Raw genomic sequence first — 17211 nt, 5'->3', positions numbered from 1 at the left:
ATGAAGATACTGGCGGGAGCTATCGGGAGCGACATACACACTGCTGGCATTCTGAATTTCCTCCATCTGGCCGAAAGGGAAGGCTACGAGACGACATACATTGGAAGTGTAATCGGCATAGACAAGCTGTTGGACAGTGTGGAAGAGGCTTCGCCTGACATAGTTGCGGTGAGCTACAGATTGGGCAAGGAGTCTTGCGAGCAGCTACTGCGCGAACTGAAACTGTCTCTGGAGAACAGGGGGATCGAGAAAAGACTGATCTTCGGTGGAACGGTTGAGACTGCTGAAATAGCAGAGAGAAGCGGTCTCTTCGAGAAGGTCTTCGATGGCAGCGAGATGCCGGAAGAAGTCGTTATGTTCCTCAGGGGCACGACAGATGCAAAAGGCGAGGTTGATTACCCGCAGTCGCTTCTCGAAAGAATAACATCTAAGAAGCCCTATCCTTTGATAAGGCATCATATAGGCCTGGAAACCGTTGAAGCAACTGAGAAGGCCGTCCGGAATCTCGCCGAATCCGGATTGCTGGATATCATCTCACTTGCCCCGGATCAGAACTGCCAGCAATGGTTCTTTCAGCAGGAGGATATGATCTCTTCCGAAGACGGAGCCGGCGGCGCTCCCTTCAGAACTAGAGAGGATTTTGAAAGAATGTATGAGGCAAGCCGAACAGGGAACTATCCCTTGATGCGCTGCTACTCAGGAACAAGAGATCTTCTGAAGTTCTCTCTTCTCTTCAAAGAGACGCTGAACAACGCCTGGGCGGCGATTCCTCTAACCTGGTACTCGCAGCTAGATGGGAGATCGGATCGCGAACTGCTCGAAGCGATAAGAGACAATCAGGGAGCGATCGCCTGGAACGGAGGAAAGGGCATCCCGGTCGAGATAAACGAGGCCCATCAGTGGGCGCTAAGATACTGCCATGCTGCAGTCGAAGTGACTACCGCCTATCTTGCCGCCCTCTGCGCTAAGCGCCTCGGCGTAGAAGTGTACGTTGCGCAGTACATGTTTAACACGCCACCGGGGATCTCTCCAAGAATGGATCTGGCAAAGGCGCTCGCAAAAAAAGAGTTGATCGAGTCTTTGAAGGATGAGAACTTCACGCCAGTTACGATGGTAAGGCCCGGACTTATGTCTCTTCCAGCCGACCCAAATCTGGCTATGGGTCAGCTGGTAACATCCGTTTATACTGCTATGAACATTGACCCGGAGATTGTTCATGTTGTCGCTTACTGTGAAGCGACAAGAAGGGCCTCAGATGTAGAGATCATAGAAAGCGCGAAGATGGCCAAACAGGCGATAAACGAGGCGATCAAAGGGATTCCCGACTTCAAGCAGGATAAGGAGATTCAGAACCACAAGGAATACCTCAAGAGTGAATCTGCAACGATCATAGAGGCAATGGAGAAGATCAAAACAGGCGAGCTCACATCGCCCGAGACAATTTACACGGCAATCAAACTGGGCATCCTCGATGCCCCGGGTTTGAGCAAGATGTCAGTAGCCAAAGGGGCAGTTCGAACAGCCATTATCGACGGCCAGTCCTGCGCGGTCGATGAGCAAGGAAGGAAGATAGACGAAAGGGAGAGGCTCGCGGACTTAGAAGGTGATTGATGAGCCAGTCACGCGGCGCGGCCAAGAACAGTTGCAAGTTGCCAGTTCCAAGTTGCGAACTCTAGGCACGAAGAAGAACGAAAGATTAGACGCAAGACGCCGGAGAACATCGGCGGACGCAAGGCCGACTTCGTCAAGAATTGATGCTGCTGCGCAGAAAGTGATGCCCGGAGAAACGTCCGGGGACTCTGATGAAGACCATGTTGACCGTCATCGGTTCTCCGTTCTCCGTAAAAGCTGTTTCTTCGGAGAACAGAGGCCGGCCAACGGCTAAGTAAATTCAGACTCCATTTCTAGTATCTTATCAGCCTGAGTTGAGATAGAATAGGTATGTAACATGTTTGTGCGTTGGTTGAATTATAAATTAGAATGATTTAAAAGTATTTACTCATTCTAGCCAATAATACTTCTGAGACAAGACTGAGTATGTTCTCTACTCGACTGTGGGTGAATGATGGAAAAGAGGCTGCTTTTTACAATGGCCCTGTTCCTGACGGGAGTTTTTAGCCTGTCTCTAGCTATAACAAGCTACGTAGACCCGGTGGGATTTCCCGCTCCCTGGCCGGATAATCCAAGCCAGCCGCTAGCTTCTTATGAGTTCAACAGTCTCAACGACCTTATAGATTACTACCCTACGAATTCCTGGAATGTAGCCGGCGGTATTCTATCGCTTACCGCTTCTGGCGAGCGCAGAGCGATACTTGATGGGAACGAAGGCTGGGGCGATTACGTTGTGAGGAGCTTTGGCAGGATCACCGACGGGATTCAGTCCGGCGGCTCCGGTTATGCGATATATGTCAGGGCTACAGGTACTGCCAGGAACATAAACGCCTACGCTTTTCAGGTCGATCCGGGACTTGGGAATAAATTCGCATTGAGAAAGGTCACAGATGGTAGAGAGTCCGGCGTTCTAGCCTCGGGAACGCCTGCCGCAGATTTCGACTGGCTGGAATGGCATGAAGTAACCATAGTGGCCATGGGTAATACATTCACTATGTTTGTCGATGGAATTGAGGTTTTGAGATACACTGACAGCGATAACCCTTTCATGAACGGAAGAGTTGGTCTCAGATCCTGGGGACCGACACAGGTCGAATTTGACTATGTTCGAGTGAATGAAAGCACTTCGGCAACCAACGAGTGGATCCCTTACACTTACTCGAGAGACCCGATTTACGACGCTTCAGGCAATACTGACAATTCTAATGGCGGGACCAGTCCCAGGCAGGAAGCAGATTTCGTCAGTTCTCATAATCTGCCTGCGATACAGTTCTTCGCCGACTGCGACAATCTCATGTTCAGAATGGTGCTTGCCAAAAACCCTCTACAACTACAAGGTTCTGGGACTCCCTATAAATCTTCTACATGGAACATACTTATAGATATAGACGGCGACGGTTATAGAGACTTCGCGATTGAACTCGACGGAACCGACCAAGGAATTGCGCCCGACGATATAAAGGTATATTTCAGCACAATCAAAGACCAGTATCTCTACGATAATGATCTGATCTGGAAACAGGACAGCGCAAAGCACTTGATTAGTCCGACAAACGCCGACGGCGAACCCGGTAGACCGGCAGACTGGGACCGCGATCCCTCGCCTTTGGTATGGGATTTTGGAAGGACCAGAGTGATCAAGTACGTAGATCCCTCGCTCGGCACTGTTTATCTTCTGGATATCCAGGTACCCCTGGCAGCTCTAGACGCTACTTCCAGAGGCGGACCGAAACTCACTGCAGACGATATCTTCCAGCTTGCGTTCACTACAAGTTCGAACACTAACAATCCTTTACAGAAAGACCTTGCATTCCAGGGGACCTATACGATGGCTCTTAATAAACCTATCCCCTTTGGAGACCTTGTGAATTCATGTGGGCATATTTCGCAGATTCCTCTGACATCCAGGATCAGCGTTTCCGGCTGCGGTCCTTCCACGATCGAGGCTTTTGTGCTCGATTCGCATACCGCCGTCTCAGGAGTAATACGTTCGACGGTAACAAGCGTTAAGTTCTACTATTATTTTGACTATAACGGTAACGGAGTTGCCGACGACGGTTTCGAGTGGGTCTTGATCGGAGACGCAACGGCCGTGGACCAGTTTAACCCCTGGAGGTTGCAGTGGAATAATTCTCAGGTTCCTCAGGGAGACTACATAATTAAGGCAGTAGTGAGAGACGATCAAGGCAATACAATGGACTCGTATGTGCAGTACAATAGCGGCGAACTCAGAGAAGTAGCGCTCTTGGAAAATACTTGTAGCAGTATCTCGCTGACAGTCTCCGGAAAAGCCTTTGAAGACCGAGGAGACAATGGTGGGCCTTTTGTTTCGGGTGTCGATCTGCCAAAGACTAACGTTAGGGTGAGAATTTACAGAGAGGCCGACGGTAACGACGCGATCAGTAATGGTGACGTGTTTGTCGCGGAGACTAATACCGATTCCAATGGCAACTACTCTTTCGGACCTTTGCCTCAATATAGATACTACGTCGTTGTGGATTCGAAGAGTGTCGCTCCGACAGCACTCAATTCCGGATTTCCACCTGCGACTCCCTGGGCCGAACAGACCTTCAAACGCGAGTTCAAAGACGGTGCTTACAATGATGTACAGGCCTTTGGCGGTTTAGATCCCTCAATCTCAGACAGATTCGCGACCTGGAGTAAGTCCGTCAGTCAGAGCACCTTTCAGCATTTGTCTGCAGTTGACCTTTCGGAAAGCACTCAATCCGTAAGCGGGATCGATCATGGCTTCTCGTTCAACGTGATTGTCAACACTAACGACACTGGAGATAATGGCTTCAGAGTTGCCGGCAATCAGGGAACGCTGCGACAGTTCGTGCTGAACTCAAATGCAATTGCCGGAGCCAATGCGGCGAGATTCGTCATGCAGACTCCTCAAAATTCATCTTTCGGAAGCAACAGCTGGTGGACGATACAGACTCAGGCAGCCTTGCCGGACATTACCGACACCCAGACAACCATTGATGGCACTGTATACACTGTGCAGGGGAACATCATAAACAGTAACGTCTCAAACTTTGGGGGCGGTCTTGCCGGAATCGATAAAATTGCCATACCCCAACTCAACGGCAAAGAGATCGAGATAGACTGTAACGGTCTAGAGTATGTTCTGAGAACTTCGGCAACCGCGGGAGGATTCTCGTTGAAGAACATCGCCTTCTTTAACGGTGGCGGCACTGTCGGCGACGCTACCGCTCCGGTAATCATTAATGGCCAGAACTTCAATCTTGATAATATTGTGAGCGGGGCGAGAGCCGATGGATCTAGACCTGAAGATAGCAATCTAAACAGATGATACGGTCTGGTTATCAACGCAAGCGGAACTCTAAAAGACTCGTATATCGCTTACAACGGCTCCGGTCTTCTGCTGACTGGAAATACCATAGATGTAAACAGGGTAATTGTACTGGACAACGGCATCGGTCCTTCGGGAACCGACGGAAATGGCGTTTCGATAGTCTCTCCGGCGAGTTCAGTTACTTTAAGAAACTCTATCGTAGAAGCGAATGGCGGAAGCCACGCCGGCGTGACTCACGGAAACGGTGTCTATACACAGGGAGACAAACTGACGCTTCTGGAGAATACAACGATCGTCGATTCAACCGCTTCGGCCATATCTCTCAACGATTCTGTGGGAGCGGTTATCAGAAAGTCAATCATCAACGGCTCTTTTGGCGGTTCCGGTATAAGGGTTAGCAGCGATTCAAGTTATGGCGACTTTTCGCTAAACTCTTTTGGTGATAATCGCGGCCTGGCGATTGATCTTCTCAGAGCGCCATCTTCGGACATGATTGAGGGTGTGAATCCAAACGACGGGCTTCTCAATGAAAGCTATGGTAATACGGGTATCGATCACCCTGTAATAGCTCTGGCAACGCGAAGCGGTAGCGCTCTGTCTATTCAGGGATTTGTAGGTCAGAACACTCCCAGCGCAGTCTTCGCCGGTTCTGTCGTTGAGATATACTCTGCAAGAGCAGGGGACGGAGACTCTTATTCGGGAGAGGACTACGGTGAAGGAATAAAGTATATCGGGTCATTTACAGTAGATTCTCAGGGAAACTTTGAGGGCAATGTCTCCCCTGTCTCTGAGGACACAAAAGTCATAACAGCTATAACCCGTCACGAAAGCTTCAGTAACGTTCTCGGTATTTTTGCTTACAGTACTTCCGAGTTCGGTCCGAATAAATCAGTTGGTTCGGGTCTGAAGATCAGCGGTTACGTCTATGAAGATCTCAATTTCAACAGGACCCGCGACTATGCCGAACCCGGTATTGCGGGAGTCAGGCTGAAGCTCTGGAAGTTTGATGGAAGCGGCTGGACTTTCCAGTCTTACACTCAGACGGACAATGAAGGCTTTTATAGCTTCGATGTTTCGCAGGGAACTTTCAGAGTTGTGGAAGACGCCCAGAATCTCTTCAATTCATCAACTGAAGGATCTGATCCTGTTGGATACATATCCACGACTCCGAACTGGGTTGAAGTGATAGTAGATACAGTAAACAAAACGGCCGATTTCGGTGATTTCAAAGGTTTTATTGTGAAAGGTTTTGTCTTCGATGACACCGGTGCAGGCGTCATCTCTCAGGCCAATAATGCTACAAGAGATCCGGGAGAGGCGGGAATACCGGGAGTGTTGGTTACACTGACAAACGGTTCGGACAAATTTACAAGATACACAGACCAGGACGGTCTTTATAGATTCTTCGTCTCCGGAGATCCTGTCTATCCAATCGTAATAAGAGAGACGGATCTTCCGGCATATACATCAACGGGCGACCATGATAGCGACGGGTCTGCCCCTCTTGAAGAGAGAAATACTATAACGATAAACTCGAGTGTTGATTCTTTTGCCTTCAACAATTTTGCAGATGTGAAGAGACTGCTCATCGAAGGTATAAACACCGTTTCGGGACTTCCGGGAAGCACCGTCAGTATCGATCATTCTCTGTTCGTTGCAACTTATGGTAGCGTTTCTCTGGAGACCATTTCATCTCAAGGCTTTAGTATCGCTGTTTATGAGCTCGATTCGGCAGGGAATGTGCTGGGTCTGTGGGATAACAATATCGCAAGGTCTCCGGCAAGGTACTATTTTAGATTAACAGTCAACATACCCACTGAAGCCATCAGCGGCACGTTCGACGCAATAAAAGTCAGGGCAGTTCAAGACTGGTCTAATTCTGCGGGAAGCGATAGCGCCGAGACTTACGATACAATTACCGTTGGAGCCGAGGGCCTCTCGATACGCAAAGAGACCCGCAATTTCTCGATCTCGGGTGACTGGGGATTGTCATCTGAAGGAAAGCCCGGGGAGATAATCGAGTACAGGATCTCATTTGCCAACAATGGAACTCTTTCGATTCCTTCGGTCGTGATTACCGATCCTCTGGATAGAGATTTGCAGTTACTTCAGAGCAGTTATTCTATGGGCAGTTCACACGGTAACGTGATTCTCTCTGTCGATGGCAGCGAGCATCTGCTGGTCGCCGAAGACGGTGGCGACGCTAATCTTGATTGGGCCTTCTGCGAGGGGGGAGTTCTGACGGTTAATATCACAAAGATACTCGGTGCGTTGCAGCCAGGCTCCTCTGGCTGGCTTATATTCAAAACGAAACTTAGAAGATAATCGGGAGGGGATACAGATGAAGAAGTGTTTCCTTACAATCGTTTTTCTTTCAGCACTCTTTTTACTGGGGTTTGCCAACGAGGAACCTATAAAGGTCAGTATCGAAAGTTATAAGGTCTGGGATTCTCAGAGTGCGACAGAGACATACGAAGAACCCGACGAGGTCTTTCCGGGTGATGAGATTCTTTATGTTCTCACATATGAAAACGTATCGGAATCTACGATCGAAGGTCTCCAGATGATCGCATTGATCCCCGAAGGCACTTTCTATATAAGGGGAAGCGCAACTGGAGAGAAGCGTGAACATCTGGACTGGGAGAGTCGAGAACTAGAGCTCTACTTCAGTTTCGATGGAGGGGAGACTTTCGGAAAACCACCGTTATTCTTTGAAGAAGTGAGGGGGGGGATGGCAGTAAGGAGATTGGTCAATCCTACGGCTTATACAAACATCATGTGGGTCTATGAAAGACAGTTTATGCCATCAGATATATTGAAAGTGCTTTACAGAGTTAAGGTGTCCAATTAAAACACACAGGAGGTGAGTTTATGAGTAAGAAACTTCTACTGGTGCTCCTCGCGGTCATGATAGCTGTTGCCGCGATTGCCGCACCACCTGCCGCCGGCACCAAAATCAAGAACCAGGCCGCGGCTACATATACCGATGGCAGGGGAGTAACCAGAACAATCCTATCGAACCAGGTAATAACCACGGTACTACCGGTCTATTCGGTACTTGTCACACCCGATCTAATAGAACAACCAGGTGCCGCCGGACAGACTATGCAGTTTCAGTTCAGGATCGACAATCTCGCAAACACTGTCGATACTTTCAAAACGATTGTGAATATCGACACCGCATCGACATTTACTCCGCAAAATATCGAAGTCTTCTACGACGAAAATGGCAATGGCGTCGTTGACCCCGGTGAAGAGCTCTGGAAAGAAACAATCCCGATACCATCGGGTGACTTCAGGTACGTCATAGTCAGGTACAGGGTGCCGAGCGCGGCTGCGGCCGGAACCACCGCCACAGTCTATCTTGATGTTGACTCGGCAAGCGATCCGGTAAATGCTTTCGATCACAACAATGCGGCGCGCACAACGGTCTATAACGATGCCGTGCTGACTCTCTTCAAATCTGCCACCCCGCAGGAAGTCAAGGCCGGCGACGAAGTCGTTTACACGATTTCCGGAGCTAACGTAGGTAACAAGGCAGCTTCAGACATAACCATAATCGACGTTCTGCCGGCAAGTCTTGAATATCTTGGCTTCCTTGACAAAGTACCGGCAGGTATGACTGTTGATGTAACAGGCAATACCGTGACCTTGGATATCGCCAGTCTTAATGCAGGCTCGAGTTTCCGGATTAGACTGAGAGTGAAGGTGAAAGACAATACTCTTGCAAGTATCATCGAGAACGTGGCGACGATGACTTACAAGACGACTGCACTGGAGACTGTGAGCAGGAGCTCAAACGTTTCCACTATCATGGTTGGGGGACCGGGCAACGAGACGACTAAGGTCTGGATCGGTCCCAAAGACAATCCCGAAGCGGAAGATCCGAACGATATCACGATAAAGCCCGGTGTTGCCGGTACTCTGGTAGAGTTCACTAATACAGTAAAGAATGCCGGTCTCTCAACGGACATAATAAACATTACAATCGCTGGAGTTCTTCCTGCGGGCCTGGATAATGTTGTCGCTATCTCCTTTTTCACCGAGAACCTTACTCCACTACCAGATACCGACGACAACGGGATGCAGGACACCGGTCCGCTTGCACCGGGAGAGACCTTCGACATTACACTCAAGATCTTCATACCCGCAGATATTGATGTAGGTGTCACCTCGATTACCGCTCTCGTGAAAGCGATCTCCTCGATATCTCCAGCCGCTTTCGATACAACAACAGACATGGTCGAGCCAATAACCTTCCCGTCCGTAAAGATCGGAAATATGTCTGGAACGGCCACCGATACTACTGTAGATAAGACTTCGGTAAACAAAGACGCCGATCCCGGCTCTTATGCATATTTCCCGCTTGACGTCGTAAATAACTCCGATGCTGGCGATACTTTCAGCCTCTCGGCCGATCTTGTTGATGGCTATACGGTGAGGTTCTATATCGATACCAACGGAAACGGAGTTCTCGATCCAGATGAGATGATACCTATAACAAATACTGGTCAGGTATCTCCAAACAGTGGGATCAGAATCATAGCGAGAGTAACCGTCCCCGAAGGAGCCCTTTACACAGGAGTAGCAGTTCCCGTGGAGTTCTTTGCGACTTCTTTGACGAGACCCACAGTTGAGGACTCGCAAATAAACACGATCACTGTGAATGCTGTCAGGCACATTACACTTTTGCCATCCAGAAATGGATCGGCCGCACCCGGGCAGAATATCGACTACGAGCACACTCTGACAAACACGGGTAATGTAGCGGTGACTGTAAAGCTCTATCCAAGCTCGACGAGAGGCTGGGACTTCACTTTCCTTCAGGGCGGAAACCCAGTAAATCTGGATGCAACTTGGACACTCGAGCCCGGCGTTAGCATAACAGGAATATTCAGGCTTGAGGTCCCGAGTGATGAACCTCTTGGCGTGACTGATGTTGCTTATCTGAAGGCCGAGGTTCAGGAGGATACTAACGTTACGGCAACTGTTATAGATATCACGGTCGTTGTATCGGAAAAGGTCACTCTGGAGAAGGCCGTCAATAAGACCGATGCAAAGCCCGGCGAACAGCTGATCTACACTATAACCTATGCCGACACCGGAACGGAACCAATCAATAATCTGATCATCTACGATACGATTCCGTTCTACACCTCTCTTGATCCTGTAATAGTAACCGACACGGTCAACTTCACCGAACCGTCTCAGGTTAGCACCGATTACGGAGTGACATGGGAGGACTGGGCAACATTCGACAAAAGCACTCTTGCCTCTGTAACCACCGTCAAGTGGATAATCGGAACATTGACGGCCGGTCAGTCAGGCACGGTTGTCTTCCCGGTATTGATAGACGGTTATTGATCTAATTGCCATGGCCTTCGGGCCATGGCTCTTCATCTCTGTGATCTCGGGGACAGCTCTTTGGAGATCACAGAGATGAGGACAGCGAGGTGATTAGGTGCGCAGGAAGATCGTAATGCTTCTTATATTAATCTTTGTGACAACTGTGATTGTCCCGGCACCGGCTGCCGGTTCTAAGATAGAGAACTTTGCCTTTGCCAGATACAGAGATATCGATGGCAATCACATTACGATCTTCTCGGATAAGGTCGTCACTACGGTATTGCCCGTCTATGGTTTCACGATAAAGCCCGACGGGACATTCGAGAAACCCGGTCAGGAAAGAGAGGGTTTCGAAGGAAGCACAGTTGATCTAAACTACGTGGCACGAAATTTTGGAAACAGCCCGACAACCATCTCGCTCTCAGCCTCTCAGATCTTTGGAGACGGCCCCTCGGGGACCCCGGTGCTTAGAGTTATCGGTATTTATCTCGATGAAGGAGAAGAGGGTATCTCGGGACAGGCAAAAACACCGGTAAATAGTGTCGACCTCGAAATCGATGGTTCAAAAAAGCTGATAGTAAGAGTTATCCTCGAAGAGACCGGTGATTTGACCGATAAAGGTTTTATCAACATAGTCGGAATAGACCCGGCCGGCAACACCGATGACGACAACATAGCCCAGATAAAGGTGGAAGAGAAGGAGATTGTCGTCTCCACAAAATCCAGACTCCTGGAGACCGTTCTCCCGGGTAGCTCGCAGTCCTTCTCGGTGAGCCTCACAAACAATTCGGAGTACGAATTGGACAGCCTCGTTCTCAAAGACTTCATAGACTACGGGGGCAACCTGGTTGACGGAGTTCTCGATTCCGCTTCTCTCTTTTCAAATTACGATTTCTCCGCCCGCTACTTCGATGGTCTGGATTGGTTGCCCGAGCCGCCACAGAACGATGAAGAGATAAAGGGCTTCGAGCTCACCTTCGGTCCGGTTAGTCCAGGGCAGTCTGTCGAAATATCTTTCGATGTCTTCTTCCCAAAGAACGTTGCGGCAGGCAGGCGCTACAACACCGCCAGTGTTTCTTACTCGAGGCTTGGAACAACATGGTCCTCAAAGACAAATACTGTCGATTTCACCATTCCGGCTCTGGGAGTCCCTCTTCTAGGTCCTTTCGGATACCCGGACGCGCCGGAAATGACTCCTGAGGACACTACGGTCAGCACTATTACGGTTTTCGATGGTGATACTGTCATATTCCGTCATACTCTGAAGAACGACGGAAACGCGCCGGGTGTAATGGATCTGCTTATCGAAAGTGCCAACTTTCAGCTAGACGGCTGGGGATTCGTCTTCAAAGACGATACGGGAGTTCCTCTGACGGACACAGACGGAAGCGGTTATGTGGATGTCGGGGTCGTTGCTCCCGGGCAAGAGGTAGATATAATACTGGAGGCAACTATTCCCGAAGGCGTTAGCGGCAGTAATTTCGAGAAAGGCTTTAAGTTCATACCCAAAACCGTAATGGGCAACGAGGAGAACAGAACGATAGATATAATTCCACATATCAGGAAGTCAGACAGTCTAAGCATATCCAAAGTCGTTCTCTCGAGCTCGCTTTTAATGCCAAAGGCCGAAGTGCGTTTCCTTATCTCGGTGGAGAACGAGTCTGAAAGTTCGACCGGAAAGATCACGGTTAGCGATCCTATTTCCTCGCTCCTTTCGGCTCCGTACGAAATTGAGGTTTCAAAAGAGGCTACGGTTTCATTCAACAGTCAAGAGAGAATACTCACGGTCGAGTTCGACTCTCTTGATCCTCTGGAGAGTGTGGAGATTACCTTTAAATGCACTACGGTTGACGGTCTCGCTGAAGGGACCGTAATTGAGAACACGGCAACCGTCTCCGGCGATGGAACTTTCGAAGACTCAGAAAGGGTCTCCGTGAAGATCTTCCACGGTAGTCTGGAGCTCGTGAAGCTGGCCTCTCCTTCGATCGTTGAGCTGGGGTCGGAGATTACCTACACTATCGAGGTGTCAAACCCCAGTACCATAGCAACTGTAACTGAACTCAGGCTGGAGGATAGAATCCCGCCGGGGACCTCTTACGTCGAGGGAAGCGGAAGCATCGACGGCGAACCCGTAGAGCCTCTGATACTTGAAGATATGCTGATCTTCGATAATCTTAGAGACCTGAAGCCTGGAGAGAAGTCCAGGGTAGTTTACCGTCTGAGACTCGACGAGTTTACCGGAGAATTCCTGAAAAACATGGTCAGGGCTATCGGTACGATTTTATCCGAAGAGTACAGCACGGAAGTGGTAACAGAACCCTCTGTCGTCGACGTGCGCGTCTTCAGGCCTATGAATACGGGCACTGGAATCATAGGCAGGATTTATGTAGATGAAAATGGAAACGGCTTCTACGATAAAGATGACAGCAAACCTCTGCCCGTCAGACTGCTCCTTCAGGACGGTTCCTTCGTCGTTACGGATAAGGACGGACTGTTTCATTTCGACAGGCTGAAACCGGGGCTCCACATCGTCAAGGTAGATATTGACGTGACGCCTTACAGGCTTTCGCCGAATCAGGATAGCCGATCGCTTGGAGACGACAGATCTTTCATGATCGAGACGCTGCCGGGAATGTACACTATCATAGATATACCGCTGATCCACAGGGAGAGAATCGTTGAGACGATAACATATAGAAATCCGCTGACTCTCAAAGGCTTTGACGCCGCGTCGCTAATAGTCTCTGGAAATCAGAGTCTAGATCCCTCCATGTTCTCCGATTACGGTTATATAGTCACACCGTTGAACGGACAGGAATTTGTCGGCGTTGACAGACTCATGGTAGAGGTGGCAATGCCCATAGAAAGCCGCCACACTCTCTACGTAAACGATATTGTCGTTCCCGAGAGCCAGATAGGTCAGAAGGCCAACGACGCAGACGGCCTCTGGCTTTTTGTGAAGTACTTCAATGTGAAGTTGAATCCCGGAAGGAATAGAATAAGGCTAGACTGGCAGGATGGAACTGCAAAAGGCAGCAAGGAGATAGAGGTATATCTCTCCGGAGAGCCCTTTGAATTCAGAGTCTCGACCGAGCCACTTATACTCACCGCCGACGGTGTGACAGAGGTACTGGTCGTAATCTCGCTGGTCGATGAAAGGGGCGTCCCATCATCGGTCGGTGGAACTCTCATTATTGAAGGTCTCGATTCGCATATCGTCCTGGAACCCTCCGACTGGGACGGAACGAGACTGAAGCTCGAAAATGGCGTCTCTAAACTTAAATTGAAGCCCACGGCTCAGGCTTATGCAGTAGACTTCTCTGTAAGGTACGGTGATCTGTCTAAAGATGTTCGTCTGGAGTATGCAGTCGAATCGCGTCCACCGCTTATAACAGGAAGCACACAGCTTCAGTACAGCTTAAAAGATCGTTCGCTGTCCTTTGAAGGCGGTGTTTTCGGTCGCCTCAATATCGATAAAGGTTTGCTTACCTTCCGTTTCGGTGAAGAATCGTCGGCCGATTTCGATACGTATATCACCCATGGCGACGAATCGATAAAGGGTACGCTAGCTCCCTCATCTCGCCCGTATTTTCTGCGCTATGAAATCGGGCATTTCAACGTTCAACTTGGAGACTATACGTTTGAAACCCGCGGAAGCACGGGCTTTCTGTCAAGTGGAACGGGTCTTTCCAGCGAATACAGCGGCGATGTCTTTTCCTACAAACTCTTCGTGAATCCAGTTTACAGGGGAAAGAGGACCGAGGAGTTCAGGGGAGAGGGTATACGAGGTCCTTATTACCTGTCTGAAGTACCGGCTTCGGGGGGCGAGACTATAAGCCTAATCACCAGAGACAGCGAAGGCGAGATAATCACTCGACGGGTTTTGAGAAGGGGAGAAGACTACACCCTCTACAATTCGAATAGACTGCTGATCTTCAGTAAACCTGTTCCTTATTTCGATCTGGACTTCAACCCGGTGTGGATCGAGGCAGTTTATTCTACCGATTCGACCTCGCCGGGAGATCTCGACATGATGGCGTATCTAACTTACTCTTCTTCGGGCTGGAAGTATACCCTGACCGGACTATTCAGAGGCCTAAGTGAAGGCTACCGGTTTGCGTCTTTGAAGGTGGACGGAAGCATTTCCGAAGGCCTTTCGCCTTCGTTGGAACTGCTGGTCTCCTCGGACACCGGAGACTTCGGATTTCGGGCCGCAGGGGCGCTGAAGTTTGTGAGCAAGACGGTCGTCGGTAATCTGGAAGCTCACCTGGACAGAGACTTCAAGGCGCCGGGCAATTCCAGACCCTTTTCAGGCTTCGGTTTCAGTCTTGAACTCAATCCAAAGGTATTTGAGCTGAAGCTGCTCTCGGGATACAGCTTCGATGAAAAGGCTAAGACGGGAACCCTCTCGCTTGAGCTGCTGAGAGACTTCAAAGCAGGTCAGGTTATGACTGAAGTCTCGCTCAAGGAGTCTCTGATACATAAGCAGGACGGTCTGGAAAATGAAGTCCGGCTCACCGCAAGACCGAGGTTATCGCTGGACAAGACCAGGCTCAGCGGGGAAATCAGTCTGGGACTTAGAGGAGTCAGTCCGGTCGCGGGTCTCTCTTTGAGGACCGACTTTGGTATCGGCGAGTCTCTCTTTGCAGGAGGAGATGTAGTATTTGACTATTCCGGAGCGGGCAGGGTAAAACTGTCGCTGACTCCATACATATTGAAGAAACTTGGCAAGGTCTCTATAACAGCAAAAGAGAAGATAGAGTTTCTGCCGGATCTAAGGTTCACCACAATTATCGGCTTTGGCTATACGCTGGATACGGGGAAGATAGATCTCGAGGCGATTCTTTCGGACAGGGTCTCGATTGGAGCCGGTTACACTGCCTCCTATTCTCCGGGCATCGTCAATCTGGATTTCCTCTTACAGGGCAGACACACTCTCGTTGGCTCGAACACCGAGGACTTCTACGCCCTGCATGTAGGTATAGAGAACCGTGAGATTGAGTCCCTCAAACTCAGGCTGGATACAGATCTAAGATTTGACACCGGATTCGCCCTGTCGCGATTTCTTATAGAGAGCCGGGGAGAGTATCTCGATCTTGATAGGCTTAGACCGGCATATCACATTCTCTTCACGAACGACCTGAAGACCCAGAGCAGCAGATTTGAAGTCCAGGCCGGCCTCGCATATGTTCCCCAGTTGAGGAGCCCTCTGGCTCTCCTTGCGGAGGGAGCTTACTATATAAGCAGAAACGGAGAAGAAACGACTTCCGAAGGCCGACTGACTCTTGACACTGTCTTCTGGTATGATAGAACCTTCAACTTCGCTCTGACCGGGGAGATATATCTCAAGAAAAACATGGTTTACACAATAAACGGACTCAGAGCAGAGAAGTCTTTTGCAGATCTCTTCTATATCACCGGTGCCGGATATCTTGTAAACGACAATAGAGGCGGTTTCTATAACAGATTCATAGTCCAGGCCGGTCTCACCCTGTGGCCGGATACAGTTGTCTACGCTGGTTATGGCTTCGGTTCGCTAAAGGAGAGCTTCCTTGGAAATTTGAGAAGGGACGGTTTCTACTTTGGAGTAAAAATCAAATTAGACGACAGCTGGTTCTTCAAGAGCAGAAACACCGGAAAGTTGAACCTCTACTTCTTTCTCGACAAGGATCTCGATACAAAATTCGATACAGGTGAGATGCCCACAAGTGTCAAGGTGAGAATAGATGGAGAAGAGTACGAGAGCGATGAAAATGGAGTCATATCTGTCGAGTTGCCCGTCGGTCTTTACAGAGTCGAACTCGTCGAATACCCCGATTCACTTGTTTCGTTGCTTAAGGATTCTCCGGAGCTTCATGTAACAGAGTACGGATCCAGAGACTTCTATTGGCCGTTTATGGAGTCACCGGCGTACGTGGACATACGTATCTTTGTCGACTCGAATTCTTCGGGCACATACGATAAGGAAGAGGAATACCTGAAGAGCTTCTCTATCAACATAGGAGAGGACGTAGTGTTTACAGAAGACGGAACACTTACCATCCCGGTCTCGCCGGGAATTATAAGAATCTCGCTGGATCTGGCCTCGCTCGGTTCGGGTGTCAGTATCACGACCGGTTCTTTGAACAGACAGCTAGAGCTGAAGCCGGGAGAGAGGAAGAATGTCGAATTTGGTGTCGCCTTCCAGCGGAAAATCGAAGTGGTCCTCTTCAGAGACCTGAACGCGAACGGTCTGAGAGAGAGCGACGAGCCCCTTCTGGATGCTTCAGGTATTCTAACCATAGGCGGAAAGCCCTTTAGAATAGGTTCCCAAACGGTCCTTGAGGGTGTTCCTGCCGGTGTCAGCAGGGCAAGTCTGACTATGGACAGGGGCTTTGAAAGACTGTTTTCTCGGACTACACCTATTGAAACAATAGAAGTGAACGAAACGGGCGATACTCTGGTCGCGATTGGATTCGCTCAAAGGAGCTCACTGAACATATCTTTGATTGACGAGACAGGAGATTATTTGTATGAAGTGGTTAGTCTGAATGTCGATGGAATCGAATTCCAGGTCTTTGGAATGATCGAACTGGTAGGACTTGTCTTTGGGGAACACTCCATCGAAATAACAGACTTGCCAAAGGGATATACTGTCTCAGAAAATCTGAGGACGATATGGCTCGAACCTGGTAAGAACGGTGATCTAACGATTTCAGTCGAGAAAAAATAGTATTCACCTATTTTCGAGTGCTCGAGCCTGGCATCATATAATAACAAGCATATCGATACGTTGAATGATCGGAGATATTGACGTCAGATAGCATCTAAGTTCACCAGACGACAACAATCGCAAGAAAAAGGCTTCGAAGTTTGCTGCAATTGTTGCGCTTTGCAGATTATACTGTGGTCCAAGAAAACCTGAACTTAGTGCTCTCATTGCTTTTGAAGTGCTC

6 protein-coding genes are annotated in these 17211 nt (G+C 49.3%); all 6 read left to right on the top strand.

Going from position 1 to position 17211, the window contains the following annotated elements:
* The 6 genes from V512_RS07510 (at position 1) to V512_RS07485 (ending at position 16988) form a co-directional block, all read left to right on the top strand.
* A complete protein-coding gene (locus V512_RS07510) occupies positions 1-1611 on the top strand; it encodes a methionine synthase (protein ID WP_099829830.1) in 1611 nt (536 codons plus the stop codon).
* A 454-nt stretch (positions 1612-2065) separates the two neighbouring features.
* Positions 2066-4927 (top strand): family 16 glycoside hydrolase, encoded by a 2862-nt coding sequence (locus tag V512_RS07505; protein WP_165775362.1) that lies wholly within the window; start codon positions 2066-2068, stop codon positions 4925-4927.
* Positions 4928-5158: 231 nt separating this feature from the next.
* Positions 5159-7255, top strand: a complete 2097-nt coding sequence (locus tag V512_RS07500) for an SdrD B-like domain-containing protein (RefSeq protein WP_099829828.1) — start codon at positions 5159-5161, stop codon at positions 7253-7255.
* Between the two features lie 16 nt (positions 7256-7271).
* Positions 7272-7781, top strand: a complete 510-nt coding sequence (locus V512_RS07495; RefSeq protein WP_099829827.1) for a hypothetical protein — start codon at positions 7272-7274, stop codon at positions 7779-7781.
* 20 nt (positions 7782-7801) lie between these two features.
* Positions 7802-10294 (top strand): DUF11 domain-containing protein, encoded by a 2493-nt coding sequence (locus tag V512_RS07490; protein ID WP_099829826.1) that lies wholly within the window; start codon positions 7802-7804, stop codon positions 10292-10294.
* A 97-nt stretch (positions 10295-10391) separates the two neighbouring features.
* The gene (locus V512_RS07485) at positions 10392-16988 is read left to right on the top strand and encodes a DUF11 domain-containing protein (RefSeq protein WP_099829825.1); all 6597 of its coding nucleotides are present in this window, start codon (positions 10392-10394) and stop codon (positions 16986-16988) included.
* The last annotated feature ends 223 nt before the right edge of the window (positions 16989-17211 follow it).

The sequence above is a fragment of the Mesotoga sp. Brook.08.105.5.1 genome (assembly GCF_002752635.1).
Classification (GTDB): domain Bacteria; phylum Thermotogota; class Thermotogae; order Petrotogales; family Kosmotogaceae; genus Mesotoga.
This window is presented reverse-complemented; position numbering and strand designations above follow the sequence as displayed.